Origin of the sequence: Arsenicicoccus piscis (assembly GCF_022568835.1) — a bacterium.
GTDB classification, from domain to species: domain Bacteria; phylum Actinomycetota; class Actinomycetes; order Actinomycetales; family Dermatophilaceae; genus Arsenicicoccus; species Arsenicicoccus piscis.
In genome coordinates, this window is sequence record NZ_JAKZHV010000005.1 from 234,707 (window position 1) to 251,622 (window position 16,916).

General features: G+C 71.4%; 13 protein-coding genes, 1 tRNA gene and 1 pseudogene. 7 read left to right on the plus strand and 8 right to left on the minus strand.

Translation table 11 applies throughout. The features are described from left to right. Positions 1 to 109 precede the first annotated feature (109 nt). From MM440_RS11425 to MM440_RS11450, 6 genes and pseudogenes are all read left to right on the plus strand, one after another. Positions 110 to 676: a DUF3618 domain-containing protein gene (locus MM440_RS11425; protein ID WP_241444413.1), complete on the plus strand. Its 567-nt coding sequence runs from the start codon at positions 110 to 112 to the stop codon at positions 674 to 676. A gap of 42 nt (positions 677 to 718) precedes the next feature. After that, positions 719 to 793, plus strand: a tRNA-Lys gene (locus MM440_RS11430). Between the two features lie 262 nt (positions 794 to 1,055). Then, the gene (locus MM440_RS11435; RefSeq protein WP_241444414.1) at positions 1,056 to 1,958 is read left to right on the plus strand and encodes a dioxygenase family protein; all 903 of its coding nucleotides are present in this window, start codon (positions 1,056 to 1,058) and stop codon (positions 1,956 to 1,958) included. Between the two features lie 278 nt (positions 1,959 to 2,236). After that, positions 2,237 to 2,968, plus strand: a complete 732-nt coding sequence (locus MM440_RS11440) for an MFS transporter (protein WP_420914158.1) — start codon at positions 2,237 to 2,239, stop codon at positions 2,966 to 2,968. Positions 2,969 to 3,185: 217 nt separating this feature from the next. Next, complete coding sequence (locus MM440_RS11445) at positions 3,186 to 3,533, plus strand: RNA polymerase-binding protein RbpA (protein WP_241444416.1); 348 nt, start codon at positions 3,186 to 3,188, stop codon at positions 3,531 to 3,533. A gap of 1,744 nt (positions 3,534 to 5,277) precedes the next feature. Beyond that, positions 5,278 to 6,537 (plus strand): annotated as a pseudogene (locus MM440_RS11450) (IS3-like element ISTesp3 family transposase). A 184-nt stretch (positions 6,538 to 6,721) separates the two neighbouring features. Here the strand turns inward: MM440_RS11450 and MM440_RS11455 are convergent. From MM440_RS11455 to kdd, 8 genes are all read right to left on the minus strand, one after another. After that, on the minus strand, positions 6,722 to 7,009 hold the full coding sequence (locus MM440_RS11455) for a hypothetical protein (RefSeq protein WP_241444417.1): 288 nt from the start codon (positions 7,007 to 7,009) through the stop codon (positions 6,722 to 6,724). 1,555 nt (positions 7,010 to 8,564) lie between these two features. Continuing rightward, positions 8,565 to 9,053, minus strand: coding sequence for an FxsA family protein (locus tag MM440_RS11460; protein WP_241444418.1), 489 nt, complete (start codon positions 9,051 to 9,053; stop codon positions 8,565 to 8,567). 101 nt (positions 9,054 to 9,154) lie between these two features. Next, positions 9,155 to 9,934, minus strand: a complete 780-nt coding sequence (locus MM440_RS11465) for a polyprenol monophosphomannose synthase (protein WP_241444419.1) — start codon at positions 9,932 to 9,934, stop codon at positions 9,155 to 9,157. An 18-nt stretch (positions 9,935 to 9,952) separates the two neighbouring features. Then, positions 9,953 to 11,542 (minus strand): apolipoprotein N-acyltransferase, encoded by a 1,590-nt coding sequence (gene lnt, locus MM440_RS11470; RefSeq protein WP_241444420.1) that lies wholly within the window; start codon positions 11,540 to 11,542, stop codon positions 9,953 to 9,955. A gap of 36 nt (positions 11,543 to 11,578) precedes the next feature. Continuing rightward, positions 11,579 to 11,983: a 3-aminobutyryl-CoA ammonia lyase gene (kal, locus tag MM440_RS11475; protein WP_241444421.1), complete on the minus strand. Its 405-nt coding sequence runs from the start codon at positions 11,981 to 11,983 to the stop codon at positions 11,579 to 11,581. Then, complete coding sequence (kamE, locus tag MM440_RS11480) at positions 11,980 to 12,723, minus strand: lysine 5,6-aminomutase subunit beta (protein WP_241444422.1); 744 nt, start codon at positions 12,721 to 12,723, stop codon at positions 11,980 to 11,982. The genes kal and kamE overlap by 4 nt, the downstream gene beginning before the upstream one ends. After that, positions 12,720 to 14,324 carry a lysine 5,6-aminomutase subunit alpha gene (gene kamD / locus MM440_RS11485; protein ID WP_241444423.1) on the minus strand — a complete coding sequence of 535 codons (1,605 nt, stop codon included), beginning with the start codon at positions 14,322 to 14,324 and terminating at the stop codon, positions 12,720 to 12,722. Before kamD ends, kamE begins: the two co-directional genes overlap by 4 nt. Continuing rightward, complete coding sequence (gene kdd / locus MM440_RS11490) at positions 14,321 to 15,388, minus strand: L-erythro-3,5-diaminohexanoate dehydrogenase (RefSeq protein WP_241444424.1); 1,068 nt, start codon at positions 15,386 to 15,388, stop codon at positions 14,321 to 14,323. The genes kamD and kdd overlap by 4 nt, the downstream gene beginning before the upstream one ends. An 87-nt stretch (positions 15,389 to 15,475) precedes the next feature. Between kdd and MM440_RS11495 the strand changes: the two genes are divergently transcribed. Continuing rightward, positions 15,476 to 16,900: a KamA family radical SAM protein gene (locus tag MM440_RS11495; protein ID WP_241444425.1), complete on the plus strand. Its 1,425-nt coding sequence runs from the start codon at positions 15,476 to 15,478 to the stop codon at positions 16,898 to 16,900. Positions 16,901 to 16,916 lie beyond the last annotated feature (16 nt).

A 16,916-nucleotide genomic window follows, 5' to 3' on the forward strand; every position in this document is an offset into this window, starting at 1 on the left:
CGTGCAGGCTACCCGACGCGTTAAGGTCGAGTGAGGGCTCGATCCAATCGAGCACGCCACCGAGCGTTCCATCGAGCACGCCACAGCGATCGCACCAAGGAGTTCTACCGTGAGCGACAACCAGTCCGTGTCCCACCTCGAGTCCGAGATCGCGGCCAGCCGGGCCCGCCTCGCCTCGACGATCGACGAGATCACCTTCCGTGCCCAGCCCAAGCAGATCGTCGAGCACCAGAAGCGCCAGCTCGTCCACGGCCTGAAGGAGCGCTACCACTCGCTGATGGGCACCGGCCAGGGCGCGACCGGCTCGCGCTTCGCCGACGACCGCGGCCCGAGCAAGGTGGACGAGGTCAAGGCCAAGGCCGACGAGCTCAAGGCGCAGGCCACCGCGAAGGTCGACGAGCTCAAGGCGCAGGCCACCACCAAGGTCGACGAGGTCAAGGCCAAGACCGGCTCCGACGACCCGGCCGTCACCCGCGCCGACTACCGCGCCGGCAGCTCCAGCTCGGGCACCGACCTCGCCGCGCAGGCCCGCGCCACGTCCGACCAGGCCCGCCTCAAGCTCGACGAGCTCACCCACGACGAGTACGGCGAGCTGCGCACCGACCGCATCGCGCTCGGCCTCGCGGCCCTCGGTGCCGTGCTCATCGGCGCCGGCGTGGCCCAGCGCAACTCCTGATTTCACACCGGGCCCCGGCCTCCTGTAGAGTTGTCACTCGTTGCGCCGCTAGCTCAATGGCAGAGCAAGTGACTCTTAATCACTGGGTTCGGGGTTCGAGTCCCTGGCGGCGCACCAGTGCCTTCACCAGGCGAACACAGTAGAACGAGAGCGGTCCTTCGGGGCCGCTCTCGTTCTGTGTGCGGGGGGTGCGGCACGGGTGGGCCGGGTGCGTGGGGGTCCTCAGGGGGTGGGGCCGCAGGGGTGGGCCGCCAGGCACAGGAACTGGACAGCATCGGCATAGCGCCTTCCCTGAGTGCCTTCTTAGTCTCGGGGCAGAAGGTGCTCGCCGGATGTCGCGCGGGCACCGCCCACCGCACCGAGACCCCAGGAGCCCGCCATGGCCCCCTTGCCTCGCCGTCGCAGCCAGTCCCCGGTCCGCACCTACGAGGGCAGGGTGCTGCCCCGCCAGGACGAGGAGCCCTTCGACCAGGGGCTGGCCTTCGACCTGGGCACGATGGATCGTCGCCGCGTCCTCGCCCTGGTCGGCATCGGCCTGGCCGGCACCGCCGTCGCCGCGTGCGGGACCGGGAGCTCTACGACAGCCGCGAGCTCGACCACCACGGCGGCCGGCACGGCCACCTCCACCGCGACCACGTCGGCTGCCACGACGACCGCCAGCCTGACCGAGATCCCGCAGGAGACGGCGGGGCCCTACCCCGGTGACGGGTCCAACGGCCCGGACGTGCTCGAGCAGAGCGGCGTGGTGCGTCAGGACATCCGGTCCAGCTTCGGCGGCGCGTCCGGCACGGCCGACGGGGTGCCCATGACCCTGCAGCTCACCGTGCTCGACCTCGCGTCGGGCGGCTCGCCGCTGACGGGCGCCGCCGTGTACGCCTGGCACTGCACGCGCGACGGGAAGTACTCGATGTACTCCGACGGCATCACCGAGGAGAACTTCCTGCGCGGCGTGCAGATCACCGACGCGTCCGGCGTCGTCCTGGTACTGAGCATCTACGACTGGGCCAACTCGGCGTTCGGTGACCGCACGTGCACTTCTGATCGGTCTACCCACCGTGCTGGCCGAGCATCACCGACTCGACCAAGGCGATCGCGACCTCGCAGGTGGCGCTGCCGATGGTGCTCGGCGACACGGTCTACGCGACGAGCGACTATGCGTCCTACGAAGTCGACGTTCAGCGGCATGCTGGTGACCACCGACAACGTGCTGCGGCGACCTGGTGGTGCGCACCGTCGCCGACCGGCCCCGGGTCGGTCGGCTCGGGCTACGCCGTGGCGCTGACCGGCCGCGGCGACGGCCGCGCGCTGCAGGGCACGTCCTGGCAGCTCGGTGTCCTGCTCCATCGACGAGCAACCTCTGTCCGGGGCCGACTCGTGCATCTACGACGGCATCCTCGTGCGCATCGCGACCCCCGGCGAGCGCGACCGGGTGCTCCAGCCGCGGCTGGGCGCTCGGCCCTCGGCGTCGCGGACTTCTGCCAGCCCTCAACTTCGTGCTGCTCACCGTCGGCGAGGCGCACGGCCTGGACGCCGAGCTGGCCGTCCGCATCAGCCTCGCGAGTGCCGGGCTGTGGTGGGGCATCTTCACGCTCATCCCCGTGCTCGGCCGAGGACCTCCCGCCCGACGCCGCGCCCTCGCGCGGACCGATCCGCGGGGCGTTCGCCCAGCTGCGGGACACCTTCATGGACCTGCGCGGCTACCCGCAGACGCTGCTGTTCCTGATCGCCTACCTGTTCTACAACGACGGCATCCAGACCGTGATCGCCTCCTCGAGCGTCTACGGCGCCGAAGAGCTCGGCATGGCCCAGTCCCAGATTCTCACGACCTTCCTGGTGGTGCAGTTCGTGGCGTTCGGCGGCGCGCTGCTGTTCGGCCGTGCGGCCGCCCGCTACGGAGCGTCCCAGGTCGTGCTCGCGGGGATCGTCTTGTGGGCGCTGGTCGTCACCGCCGCCTTCTTCCTGCCGGGACACTCGATGCTCGCGTTCCTCGGGCTCGGTGTGGGCATCGGTGTCGTCATGGGCGGCACCCAGGCGCTCAGCCGGTCCCTGTTCAGCCAGCTCGTCCCCCGCGGCCGCGAATCCGAGTACTTCAGCCTCTACCAGGCGATGGAGCGCGGCACCAGCTGGCTCGGCACGCTGACCTTCGGTCTGGTCCACCAGTGGACCCACTCCTACCGCTGGTCGATCGTCGCCATCATGATCTTCTTCGTCGTCGGTGGCGTGCTGCTCGCGCGCGTGCGGTTCCGAGAGGGCATCCTGGCGGCCGGCAACGAGCTGCCGCAGGTGGTCTGACGGCCGAACGGGGCTGCCGCAGCGGCGCGCCGGGTGACCTGCGCCATTGGCGTGGCCCGGCGCACGGTGGGATGATGAGAGTTGGCTCTTCGTCAGCGTCGACGGCTTGCCCAGGGAACAAAGCGCATGCTTGACACGCTTATGGGTAAGCAAGGGTTGCTCATGGACGGCCGCCGTTGGTGGCTGCCGAGACCAGACTTTGAAGAAGGGATGCCACATGGCTGAGCGCTCACTACGGGGAAGCCGCCTCGGTTCCTTCAGCATGGAGACGGACGAGGGCGTTGTCCCGAGCGAACGTCAGATCACGCGCTACGTCTGCCCTGAGGGGCACGTGACCGAGCTGCCGTTCTCGATCGAGGCCGAGGTCCCGCCCACCTGGGAGTGCCGTTGCGGCAAGGACGCCCTGCTGCAGGGCGGGGAGCAGCCGGAGGCGAAGCCCGTCAAGCCGGCCCGCACCCACTGGGACATGCTCTTGGAGCGTCGCTCCATCGCCGAGCTCGAGGAGCTGCTGGAGGAGCGTCTCGCGCTGCTGCGTGCCTCGCGGGGCGAGAAGGCTTCCGCCTGACCCCGGCACCACGATGTAGACCGCTGCGCGGTCCCGAGGCCCGGTCACCTGCTGGTGACCGGGCCTTCGTGGTGCTGCGGTCTCGCCCGGGTGGTCGGCGTTCGTCTCCTGCGGCGTCCTTGCCCTGCCTCCGCCGCCCTGAGCCTCGCCGTCCTCCCTGCGCCCTCGCGTCCCCCGTCGCCCTCGCGTCCCCCGTCGCCCTTGCGTCCCCCGTCGCCGTCCGCCGTCGCCGTCCGCGCACCCGATCTGCTGGGTTACTTGTTCGTACCTGGGTGTCCTGTTCTGCGCTGGGTGTTGTTGGCCAGTGCGAACAGTTGACCCTTCGCCGCACAGTTCACCCATCGCACTGGTGGCGTGGGTCGTGCCGCCGCGCTCGCGTCGCTCCAGGACGTCGTCGTAGCCCTCCTGGCCGGCCACAGCTCCCCCGTCGTGGTAGCGCTCGTGGCTGGTGGCGTGGGTCGGCCGGCTGCGCGCCCCGACAGCTCGCCCCCGCATCCTCGCGCCGAACCACACTGGCTGACGCTTCGACCGGCCACCCTGTGCGACCGGCCTCCGTGGGCATCCTCGGTCCCCCTGCGACCGGCCTGCCCAAGACCGGCCGCCGTGGGCATTCTCGGACCCCTGCTGCCGGCCGGCGCACGACCGACAAGCCCTCGAGCGACGCGCGTCCGTCGACCAGTCGGTACCGGCCCCGGCGCGGGCGTGGGCAGGTGGGCTGCACGGTGGGTGACCGTGGCGGCGGGTGTGGTGGGCGTTCGGGTGAACGCCCGCGTGCACCGGACCGGCCCTGACAGGCTGGAAGGGCGGTCCGGCCGGTCCAGACGTCCAGGCTGTAATCGGCGGTCCTGCACCCACCCCAGCCCCGCCCACCCCAGCCCCGCATGAACCCGGCTTGTGGGCCGGGCGGGACGGTCACGTTGGGTGCTGATGCTGCGGTCCGTGACCCGCCCGTGGGCGAACGAGGGACTACCCCCACCGCAGCCCAGAACGGTAAAATCGTAGCCATGAGCGAGCCACACACGCACAGCCTCCCGGACCCCCTCCGGGCCCTGGCCGGCGTGCCCGGCAGCGCCCTGGCCACCCTGACCGCAGCGTTCACCGACGAAGCCGCGATCGGGTTCGACGAGCTCACCGCCCTGACCAGCTCGGTGCTCACCCTCGACCAGCACGGCGCGCCCGCCCTCACCAGCCACGGCGAAGACGCCGCCATGCTGCTCACCCTGTGTCAACAAACGATCGCCTACCTCACCCTCACCCAAGCGATGACCGTGCACGCCCTCACCGCCGCGACCGCCCAGGCCCGGCTCGCCGCAGACCACGGCCCCGACCACGCGCCGTCCGCCACCGCGCGCGGCCGTGCCGAGGGCCGGGCCCGCACCGCGGTCCTGGCCGAAGCCGTCGCCACCTGCGGGTGGGACCCCGCCCACCGGGCGCTGGTGCACCACCTCGCCGCCATGGCTCCCGACCGCACCCAGATCGCCGCCCGGCTGCTGGCCCAGGGCGTGCTCACCGGACCCATGGTCGCGATGCTGCTCTCCCGACGCACCGAACACCTCACCGACCCCCAAGTCGCCTGGCTCACCCGCCACTGCGCCAACCTCACCCACCCCACCACCCAGCCCGACCCCGACAGCCAGGCCGGCGGTGGCGGCACCGACGTCCCCGGCACCGGGGGCCTGACCCCGGTTCTTGGACACGCTGAATCCAGCACGTGGTGCTGGGGAAGCGAGATGATCCGAGAATCATGGCTAGGAAGAACTATTCCGAGGAGTTCCGTCGTCAGGCCGTCGACTTGTACGAGTCCACCCCGGGTGCCACGGTCCGCGGCATCGCCGAGGACCTCGGCATCGTGCGTGGCACGCTGCGGGGTTGGCTCGAGGCTACGGGACCGGCAAGAAGACCGCTGCTGACGGGACGTTGACCTCCAGCCCACTGCAGTCCAGGCCGTCGAGGAAGAACTCCTCGGCGCCCGAAGGTGAGACGCCGGAGCAGAAGATCGACCGACTGGAGGCCGAGAACGCGGCGCTGCGGGCCGAGACCACCAAGCTCACCACCGAGCGGGAGATCCTGCAGCGGGCGGCCAAGTATTTCGCCGGGGAGACGCGCTGGTGAGTCGCTTCCAGTTCGTCGCCGACAACTCCGCCACCTTCGAGGTGAAGCGACTGTGCGAGCTCGTCGAGATCGAGCGCTCCTCCTACTACGCCTGGCTCAAGGCAGCCCCGGCACGCGAAGAGCGAGCTCGGGCCGATGCCGAGCTCGCGAGCGGATCAGGGCCGTCCACGCCGAGGACAACACTTGCGGTGCGCCGCGGGTCACCGCCGAGCTCAACGACAACACCCCTGCCGGTGAGCGGGTCAACCACAAGCGCGTCGCGCGGGTGATGCGGGCCGAGGGCATCCGTGGCTATGTGAAGAGGCGGCGGGTGCGGACCACGATCCCCGAGCCGTCGGGGCAGAAGTACCCCGACCTGCTCCAGCGCGACTTCACCGCCGAGCGCCCCAACCGGCGCTACGTCGGCGACATCACCTACCTCCCGCTCGCGGACGGGACGAATCTGTACCTGGCGACCGTGATCGACTGCTACTCCCGACGGCTCGCCGGCTGGGCGATCGCCGACCACATGCGCACCGAACTCGTCGAGGAAGCGTTGAACGTCGCGGCCGCGACCCGAGACAGCCTCAAGGGCGCGATCTTCCACAGCGACCACGGGTCGGTCTACTGCTCCAAGGCCTACGCCCAGCTCTGCAAGAAGTTCGGCGTCACCCAGTCGATGGGCGCCGTCGGCTCGTCGGCCGACAACGCACTCGCGGAGTCGTTCAACGCCACGATGAAGCGCGAGGTCCTCCAAGACACCGCCTGCTGGCCCGACGAGCTGACCTGCCGCCGGCAGGTCTTCAGATGGCTCGTCCGCTACAACACCCGCCGCCGTCACAGCTGGTGCGGCTACCTCTCCCCGTCCACCTACGAGGCCCGCCGGGCCGCTACGCTGCCAACCGCCGCGTAATCACACCCCGTGTCCAAGATCCGGGGGTAAGGCCCCCGGCAACGACAGCGCTGGCCAGGGTCGGGGTGGGTTGCGGCTGGTCGGGTCGACGGGCCGTCGGGAGCGGGTCGCGGCCGCGCGGCGGCAGGCGTTCGCCGAAGCCTGCGACTGGACCGACGCGGACTGGGTCGACCCCGACGTGCCCCTACCGTCGTGGGCGGTGTTCCGTGACCGGTTCGACCAAGGCCTGGCCTGGCTGCTCGCCGACGACCCCGACGTCGCAGGCGACTACCAGACCGGCATGGCCGCCCGGTGCGTGACCTCCCGGCTCGACCCCGAAGGCACCGGGTCCCTCACGGTGACTGGTGACGGTGTCGCGGTGGCTGCCGCCCGCAACCGGGTCCACCGCCTCGCCCGCCGGCTCCGCCAGCTCGGCGACGAGCGCACCATCGCCCAGATCGCCGCCGACCTCACCCTCACCCTGCTCACCCACGGCTACATCACCTGCCCCCACTGCAGCCACACCATCACCACCACCAGCCACACCAGCGATGCCGGCGATGCCGGGGGTGCTGGCGACGGCGGTGACGGTGCCGGGCAGGCCGACAGGACCGACGACGACCCCACCGGCCACCCGACCGGCGCCTGCGGCGGGATCCACGACGAGACCACCAACGGGCAGACCAGCCGTGGCGAGGCCAGCGACGAGCCGGCCAGCGACGGGGATGTGATGTTGCCGTACCCGGGGCTGGCCGAGCACCGGGTGCCCGGGGTGGACCAGGGCCTGGCCGACGCAGTCGCAGCCGGCCTCGCACCCCCAGCAACGGTGGTGCACGTGACCGTGTCGCTGGAGACGCTGCTCGGCATGTCCCAGCTGCCCGCCCGGATGGACGCCGGACCCGTACGTGCCTGGCTACCCGCCCGCCAAGCCCGCACCCTGGCCCTGACCCTGGGCGGGACCTGGCAGCGGATCGTCACCGACCCTGTCACCGGCGTCGCGCTCAACACCACCATCCGCTCCTACCAACCCGGCCCAGCCACGCGAGCCCACCTGGCCATGCTCGACAACGGCTGCCGCGCCCCCGGCTGCACCACCCGCCACGACCTGCAGCTCGACCACCTGAACCCGCATGCCGCGGGCGGGCCCACCAGCGGCGACAACCTGCACACCCTCGACGCCCACCACCACCAGCACAAGACCACCGGCACCTGGCACGCCACCCCCGACAGCCGCGACGACAGCCCAGACGACGACGGCCCGGACGACCCCAGCTGCGTGGGCTCGGATCCGCTCACCGGCTGGCCCGGGCGGCGGGTGCGCTGGACGTTCCCGTCCGGACGACAGGCCATCACCAGCCCGCACCCCTACCCCCGCCCCGAACACCTCACTGCGCCACCACACGGATCGTTGGACCGACACGCCGAGCTCAACGACTACGAACGAGCCCTCGTCGAAGAGACCTACGACCCCTGCCTACCCTTCCCCCCCAACCCGCAGCACCATGGAACCCCACCAACCCCGCCAGCAGCGGACCCGCCACCGGACACCTCCCGGACAGACGCGAGGACGCCCAGGCAGACGGCACGGTCGACGCCAGCGAGCGCAGCACCCAGGCCAGGGCCGGGCGCCCGGACAGGGCGGGTACCGCCACCCAGACCGCGGCCACCCAGCCCGAGCCCACCCAGACCAGCCCCTGGACGCAGACCGACTACCCCGAGCAGCCACCCTTCTGAGATGAGGAGACGAGGCGCACGAGCGCACGAACCGAGGACAGGGCTTGGGCCTAGACGCTCCTGCGGCCACCAGTCGGCGGACCTGACGCCCGGGACGGCGTGCTCTTGTCATGGCGGATCTGCGAGAACCCCGACGTCCCCACCACTCACCTGCCGGAGCCGCGCTCTCGCAGCCCCTACGACAACCAGGTGTCCGGGGCCAGGCTCCGCGGACAGGAAGCGGGGCCAGGGCGTGGCCGCTCATCGGCAGGCCAAGCGTGACGGCGCATCGCTTGTGGTGAGCTGGTGCTGCGCTCGGCCTGGCGGGAGACGGGCTACAGGATCTCGCCCTCGATGATGTCGTCGTCGCCGGAGGTAGAGCTGGACCCACTGCCAGCGCGACCGGCACCACCAGCGCCACGAGGGTCACGCGCGGGCGGAAACCCGGACGGGGCGGGGGCGACGACCAGCAGCCGTCGCGCAATGACCCGTGAGAGCAGCCGGCGCGCCAGCGGTCGGGTGAACGGCAGCACGAACAGGAAGCCGAGGATGTCGGTGAGGAAGCCTGGCAGGAAGAGCAGCGTGCCGCCGACCAGGATCAGCGCGGCGTCGGCCAGCTCGCCGGCGGGCATCCGCCCGGAGGCCAGCGCCTGGCGCAGCGCGGTCCACGCGGTCCGGCCCTCGCGCTTGACCAGGACGGCGCCCAGCACGGACTCCGCAACCAGCAGGCCGAGGGTCCACCAACCGCCGATGACGTCCTTCACGCCGAGGATCACCAGGATCTCGGCCAGCGGCACGATCAGCAGCAGCAGGACGGCGACCATCGTCAGCCGAGACCCAGCCCGTCGCCCGGACGGCCGGCGCCCAGACCCACCAGCGCCAGACCCGCCAGCGCCAGACCCAGGACCAGACTGCGGATTCACGCTCACAGCGAGTGCCACCTCTCGGTCATCGTGCCCCGGCGGGCGGAGGCCACGACGGACCGGGCCTGGCCGAGGCGGTGCTTCGCGCCCCAGCTCAGGATCCGGTAGAGCGACTCGCGCACGATGGCGGGGCTCATCTTGGAGTCCCCGACCTCACGCTCTACGAACTCGATGGGGACCTCGACGATCTGGTGACCGTCCTTGGAGGTGCGCCAGGTGAGGTCGACCTGGAAGCAGTACCCCTGGGAGGCGACCTCGCGCAGCGACATCGCCCGCAGCGTCGAGGCGCGGTAGACCCGGTAGCCGGCGGTCGCGTCGTGCACCTGCATGCCGAGCAGCAGCCGGGTGTAGTAGTTGGCGCCGACCGAGAGAGCCTTGCGATACCGCGGCCAGTTGACGACCGATCCGCCGGAGACCCAGCGGGAGCCGATGACCAGGCCGACGGCGGGCTCGCGCTCCATGACCGCCAGCAGCGCGGGCAGCTGCTCGGGCTGGTGCGACCCGTCGGCGTCCATCTCGACGAGCAGGTCGTAGCCGCGCTCGAGACCCCAGTCGAACCCGGCCAGGTAGGCCGGGCCAAGTCCCTGCTTGGCCGTGCGGTGCACGACGTGGACCTGCCCGTCGGCAGCGGCGAGCTCGTCGGCGAGGGCGCCGGTGCCGTCGGGGCTGTTGTCGTCGAGGACCAGGACGTCAGCCGCCGGGACGGCCGCGCGCAGGCGGCCGACGATACCGGCGAGGTTGGCTCGCTCGTTGTAGGTGGGGATCAGGACGAGGGTGCGCATGCGAGGTCGGTGATCCGATCAGGGCGTGCCGGCTGAGACCGGGGCGGGCGTAGACCCGGTCAGGCTAACCGCCGACCGGCGCGGACGACGACCTCGCCCCCAGGCCATTGCCAGCAGGACGAGCAGGATCGCTGAGGCGGTCCACACCGGCCACTCACCGAGCCGGGTCGCTACGGTCTGCTCGGTGCGCAGCGGCAGGGAGGCGGACAACGCGGCCGGCGTGAACAGCCCGGTCTGCTGGTGCAGCTGCCCGTCGGGGGTGATCAGCGCGCTGGTGCCGACCGTCGAGATGTGCACGACGGAGCGGCCGAGCTCGACCGCGCGCACCTGCGAGATCCGCAGCTGCTGGTAGGACTCGGCGGTGTAGCCGAACGTCGCGTTGTTGGTCTGCACGGCGAGGATGTCGGCGCCGTGCGTCACGGCGTCGCGCATCAGGTCGTCGTAAGCCACCTCGAAGCAGATGCCGAGACCGACGTGCGCGGTGCCGCCGTTCTTGAGCGGCGCGGTCATCACGCCGATGGTGTCGCCGGCCTCGAAGTCGTTGGTCAGCAGGTCGACCTTGTCGCTGAAGTGCCGGAAGAACGAGCGGTAGGGGATGTACTCGGCGAACGGGACCGGGTGCCGCTTCGCGTAGGACTGGGTGGGGCCCTTCGCGCCGTCCCAGTAGAGCGTGGTGTTGCGGATCTTGCGGTCCGGCGTCCAGCGCAGCGAGCCGACGAGGATCGGCGCTCGGACGTCCTCTGAGGCCTGGGTGATGAGCTGCCCGGCGTCGAGGTTCTCGACCGGGTCGATGTCGGAGGCGTTCTCGGGCCACACCACGAGGTCCGGCTGAGCCCTGGTGCCGGCCTTCACCTCGGCCGCCGCCTGCTCGGTGACCCTGACGTGGTTGTCGAGGACGGCGCGGCGCTGGGCGTTGAAGTCGAGCCCGGCCTTCGGGACGTTGCCCTGCACCGCCAGCACCTCGGCGCCGGGCCCGTCGGTGGGCACGGTGATGAGCTGCGGCCCGAGCAGCAGGGCGGCGCCTGCGACCAGAGCGGTCGCGCTGCGCAGCGGCTGTCGCTGCTGCAGGCGCACCACCGCCACGGCCAGCAGGCCACCGAGGAGCGCGACGCAGAAGGTCAGGCCGGGCGTCGACACGAACCGCACCAGCGGCAGCATCGGTGAGTCGGCCTGGCTGAAGGCGATCTTGATCCACGGGAAGCCGCCGAACGGCGTCGTCGACCGCAGCCACTCCCCCACGGTCCACGCCAGCGCCACGCCGATCGGGTGCACGGCGGCCGTTGCTCGGTGGCTCAGATCGTGGGCGCCTCGGCGGCCGCGCTGCAGGATCGCGCTGGCCCAGCCGGTCAGGCCGACGTAGAGCGACTGGAGCACCGCCAGCGCGAACCACGGCAGTGCGCCCACGTAGATCCCGGACCAGCCGAGCGCCGGGAGGTACGCCGCGAACCCGGCCAGCACACCGAGGCCGAACCCCGCCCAGGCCCGCGCACCGCGCGTGGCGAGCGCCAGCAGCGCGATGGCGATCGGGGCGCACCACCAGCGGTCGTGGTCGGGGAACGCCTGCCACAGGAGCAGTCCCGAGGCGACGGCGAGGACAGGACGAAGCACCCGGTCACTGTAGTGGCCCTCCCTGGGCGAACGCGGTCAGGGCACGACGACGACGCCCGTCGCGGTGGTGGCCACGATCGGGGGGTCGAGGACGGCGGCCGTCGACACCCCCCGCTCCGGCGTAGACCGTGCCACGACCCGCAGGGTGAAGGTCACCTCGCGCGACCGGCGGCCCACGCGCACGAGCCGCGCCTCGGCCTCGACGCAGTCGCCGGCGCGCACCGGGGCCAGGAACTGCACGCCCGTGTAGGACGCGAACAGGCCCTCGTCGCCGTCGGTGCGGATGCACAGCTCGGTCGCGACGTCGCCGAACAGGCCCAGCCCGTAGGCGCCGTCGACGAGGTCACCCGCGTAGTGCGCGTGGGAGTACGGCACGTAGCGGCGGTGCGTCACCGTCAGGCCGACCTCGGGGGTGGACCCGTGGGCGCTGGACTCGGTCATCGTGCTGCTCCTTCGTTGACGAGGGCGTGGACGAGGTAGGAGGCCACCTCGGCCGGCGAGGTGCCGCGCCCGAACACCCGGTCGACGCCGAGCGCGCCCGCCGCGCCCTCGTCGAAGCGTGGCCCCCCGACGACCAGCAGCGGCACCTCCCCAGCGGGGCAGGCCTCCCGGAAGGCCGCCGCCATCTCGCGGGTGTTGAGCAGGTGGGCGTCCCGTTGCGTGACCACCTGGGAGACGAGGACGGCGTCGGCGCGCTCGGCGAGCGCACGGTCTACGAGGTCGGGGACGAGCACCTGGGCACCGAGGTTGACCACATGCAGCTGCGCGTAGGCCTCGAGGCCCTTCTCGCCGGCGAACCCCTTGACGTTGAGGATGGCGTCGATGCCCACGGTGTGCGCGTCGGTGCCGATGCAGGCACCGACCACGACGAGCGGCCGGCCCAGCCGGGTCTTGATAGCGCTATCGACCTCCTTGGCCGACAGCATCGCGAACTCGCGCTCCACGACAGCGACCTCGCGCAGATCGACCAGGTGGTGCACCGGCCCGTAGACCACGAAGAAGGTGTAGCTGGGGCCGATCGCCTTCGCGTGCACGACGAGGGCGGGCTCGATCCCCATCTTGGCCGCGAGCTGGGCGGCGGCGCCCTCGGCCCGCTTGTCGTGCGGGATGGGCAGGGTGAAGGACACCTGGACCATGCCGTCGCCCGAGGTGTCGCCGTAGGGGCGGACGATGTCGCTCATCCGGCCCCCTCGAGCAGGGCCGGCTCGGCCAGGTCGGGCTCCAGCAGCTCGACCGCGGGGTTGGCGTAGCCGTCGTCCTTGCGGACCACCCCGTCGAGACCCTTGCCGGCGTCGGCGGGGCGACGCATCAGGCCGAAGGTGCCGTCGGCGATCGCCTCGAGCAGCGTGTCGTCGACGATCCGGTCGAGCAGCTCGATCGCCTCGGCCAGGACCTGGCGCGAGCGCTGCTGGATGAACCCGTCGACCGGCGGGTGGAAGTCCTCGACCAGCCCGCGGCCGGCGTCCAGGGCGTAGCGGACGTTCTGCAGGGCCAGGTCGCGGTCGGACAGCCAGGGGGTGACCACGGCCTCGGTCATCATGCCTACCAACAGGATTCCCTGACCGGTCAGGCCACCGACGAGGTTGAAGAAGCCGTCCAGCAGGTAGCCGCGGAAGATGTCACCGGTCATGTGCTTCGTCGGCGGCATCCACTTCAGCGGCGCGTCGGGGAAGAGCGTGCGGGCGAGCAGTGCGTGCGCCACCTCCAACCGGAACGACTGCGGCACATCGGGATTGATCTCGAAGGCGTGACCGAGCCCGAGCTGCCAGTCGGCGAGCCCGGCCTCCTTGGCGAAGTACTCGTTGAGCAGCTGGCTCACGGTGACCGTGTGCGCCGCCTCGACGGCGTCGGCGGTGGTGAGGTAGTTGTCCTCGCCGGTGTTGATGATGATGCCCGCCCGCGCGTGAATCTGTCGCGAGAAGCGTTGATCCACAAACGTTCTCACCGGGTTGATGTCGCGGAAGAGGATGCCGTACATCGAGTCGTTGAGCATCATGTCAAGCCGCTCCAGGCCCGCCAGCGTGGCGATCTCGGGCATGCACAGACCGGACGCGTAGTTGGTGAGCCGCACGTAGCGCCCGACCTCCTTGCTCACGTCGTCCAGCGCCGCTCGCATCAGCCGGAAGTTCTCCTGTGTCGCATACGTGCCCGCGTAGCCCTCGCGGGTCGCACCCTCCGGCACGTAGTCCAGCAGAGACTGCCCGGTGGACCGGATCACGGCCACGACGTCTGCTCCCCCACGGGCGGCGGCCTGCGCCTGCGGCATGTCCTCGTAGATGTCCCCGGTCGCCACGATGAGGTAGATCCAGGGGCGGCTGGGCGGGTCCCCGAGCCGCGCGACCAGTCGGTCCCGGGTGGCGCGGTTGCGGTCGATCCGCTTGATGCCCGTGCCGATCGAGCGCCTCGCGAGGGTGAGCGCGGCCGACCGGTCGCGCCCGGACGGCTGGCGCAGCTGCACCGACCGGGAGGAGGCGCGCTGGGCCAGGTCGAGCAGGTCGGTGGCCTCACCACGCCGGATCGCGTCGAACGCGGGGGCGCAGACGCACTGCTCGAGCCCGACCCCGTCGCGCACGGCGTCGACGAGGTGGTTGACCCACGGGACCCGTTCGTGGTCGGCGCCGCTCAGGCCGGCGAGCCGCAGGGTGGCCCGCTCGACCGACGCGGTGGTGTGCGCCTGGGCCAGCTCGACGATGGGTCGGCCGGCTCGGGCCGCCAGCTGCCGAGCCCGCGCGACGGCGCGCGGGTCTAGCTGCAGCAACGGTGCGCCTGGTCCGGTGCTCACGCGCCCTCCTCCGCCAGCCGCTGGTCGAACAAGCCTCGCACGCCAGGGTTCTCGCGGATCAACGACAGCGCCAGCTCGGCGTGCCCCGGCACGTAGCCGTTGCCCATCAGCAGCCGCACGTCCGCGGCCAGCCCCTCGGCCCCGAGCGCCGCAGCGGAGAAGCTGGTGGCCATCGAGAAGAACAGGCAGGTGCCACCGTCGCGGGTGACGAGGATGGCGGGCTGCTCGCACCCGGGCACGTCCACGCAGACCACGGTGAGGTCGACGGGTCCCCCGACCTCGTCGACCGCCGCGGTCAGCCCCAGCGGGTCACGGGCGTCGGCGACGACCACGTGCGTGGCGAGAGCGGCACGGTCTACGGCCTGGGCCTCGGTGTCGTCGCGGACGACGGCGACGACCCGGGGCGAGCGCTCGGCACGCGCCATGGCCAGGCACAGCGAGCCGGACTTGCCGGCGCCACCGAGCACGAGCACGGAAGGATCCACACCCGTCAGCACTCGATGCTCGCGAATCACCCTGCGCACCAACGCTGGTGCGCCGCAGACGTCCATGACCATCAGCGCGAGAGCGGGATCGAGATCCTCGGGGAGCCGCGCAGCGATGGTCCGACCGAAGAGGATCGCGTGTCCCTGCGCGGGGATCCGCTCGGACGTGCCGTCCCACCGCGACAACCCGTCGGTGAGGTGCAGCGGCGTCAGCGAGAGGGACACCAGGGTGGCGACCCGGTCACCCACGCGCAGCCCGGTCGTCGACTGCGGCCCGACCTCGGCGACCGTCCCGACGAGCATGCCGCCGGAGCCGGTGACCGGGTTCTGCATCTTGCCGCGCTCGGCCACGATCGCGAGCACCGCCTCGCGCACGGCGTCACCCGTGCCGTGCTGCTCGCGCAGCTGGCGGAAGGACGCCGCGTCCAGGTTGAGCCGCTCGACGTCCACGCGCACCTCGTCGGGCCCGATCGCCGGGTCGGGGTCGAGGCGCCACGCGGCCTGCGGGAGGCGGGTCGGCTCCCCCGGTGTCGCCACCACCCGGTGCAGGCCGAGCGGCGAGCGCGGACCAGAGACCATGAGCATCCTCCCGTGATGTGACCACGACGCTGTGGATCTTGCGGTCTTATCCTAGCCATACGCAAGGATCGGCGCTACGGTGGCGCCATGGCAGCGATCTCTCAGCCCTACGCCTACCAGCGGCGCGCCCTCGTCGAGCCGGACTGGACGCGGCTGCCCGGCTACCGAGACGTCACCGCCGAGCAGTGGTCAAGCGCCCAGTGGCAGCGCACCAGCTGCGTGAAGAACCCGGCCCAGCTGCGGGCCGTCATGGGCGACCTGCTCACCGACGAGTTCTACGACGACCTGGAGCGCGACCGCACGGAGCGCGCGACCATGTCGATGCTGCTGCCGCCGCAGATGCTCAACACGATGGTCGGCGCCACCGACGGCGAGATGCCTTCTGCAGGAGTCGAGTTCACGCGTGCGTTCCTCGCCGACCCGGTCCGGCGCTACATGCTGCCGGTCTTCTCCGACCGCGACCCGGACTGGCCGTCGCACCCGCACGCCACCCGCGACTCCCTGCACGAGCACGACATGTGGGTGACGGAGGGGCTTACCCACCGCTACCCCACCAAGGTGCTCGCCGAGCTGCTCGCGACCTGCCCGCAGTACTGCGGGCACTGCACGCGGATGGACCTCGTCGGCAACTCGACCCCGCAGGTCACCAAGCTGCGGCTGGCCGGGCGTCCCGACGGACGCCTCGACGCGATGATCGACTACCTCAAGGCCACGCCCCAGGTGCGTGACGTGGTCGTCTCCGGCGGGGACGTGGCCAACCTGCCGTGGCGCCACCTCGAGTCGTTCGTCATGCGGCTGCTCGAGATCGACAACATCCGGGACATCCGGCTGGCCACGAAGGCGCTGATGGGTCTACCGCAGCACTGGACGCAGCCGGACGTCGTCGAGGGCGTCGGCCGCGTCGCGCTCACCGCCCGCTCGCGCGGCGTGGGGCTCGCCTTCCACACCCACGTCAACCACGTCAGCTCGCTGACCCCGGCGGTGGCGCGCGCCTCTCGCGGCCTGCTCGACGCCGGGGTGCGCAACATCCGCAACCAGGGCGTCCTGATGCGCGGCGTCAACGACACGCCCAAGGACCTGCTCGACCTCTGCTTCGGGCTGCTCGACGGGGCGTCGATCAACCCCTACTACTTCTACATGTGCGACATGATCCCCAGCTCCGAGCACTGGCGGCTGTCGCTGGCCGAGGCGCAGGAGCTGCAGCACGCGATCCTCGGCTACCTGCCCGGTTTCGCGACCCCGCGGATCGTGTGCGACGTGCCGTTCGTCGGCAAGCGCTGGGTGCACCAGGCCGAGTCCTACGACCGCGAGCGCGGAATCTCGTTGTGGCGCAAGAACTATCTGACGCCGATCGAGGACGGCTTCGACACCGCGCTCGACCGCTCGTACGTCTACTACGACCCGATCTCGAGCCTCCCGCCGGACGGTCGGCGCTGGTGGCGAGAGCAGGCGGCCGCCGACGCGGAGTCGCCGGAGCTGGCTCCCGACCGGCCGGTCCCGGTCCACGCGTAGACCCGGCACCGCACCG

Coding starts and splice junctions, on each gene's coding strand:
- kdd (WP_241444424.1), bottom strand. CDS start 15,388: ATGGTCTCTGGTCCGCGCTCGCCGCTCGGCCTGCACCGGGTGGTGGCG.
- MM440_RS11460 (WP_241444418.1), bottom strand. CDS start 9,053: ATGGTCGCCGTCCTGCTGCTGCTGATCGTGCCGCTGGCCGAGATCCTG.
- MM440_RS11495 (WP_241444425.1), top strand. CDS start 15,476: ATGGCAGCGATCTCTCAGCCCTACGCCTACCAGCGGCGCGCCCTCGTC.
- MM440_RS11435 (WP_241444414.1), top strand. CDS start 1,056: ATGGCCCCCTTGCCTCGCCGTCGCAGCCAGTCCCCGGTCCGCACCTAC.
- MM440_RS11465 (WP_241444419.1), bottom strand. CDS start 9,934: ATGCGCACCCTCGTCCTGATCCCCACCTACAACGAGCGAGCCAACCTC.
- kamE (WP_241444422.1), bottom strand. CDS start 12,723: ATGAGCGACATCGTCCGCCCCTACGGCGACACCTCGGGCGACGGCATG.
- MM440_RS11445 (WP_241444416.1), top strand. CDS start 3,186: ATGGCTGAGCGCTCACTACGGGGAAGCCGCCTCGGTTCCTTCAGCATG.
- kal (WP_241444421.1), bottom strand. CDS start 11,983: ATGACCGAGTCCAGCGCCCACGGGTCCACCCCCGAGGTCGGCCTGACG.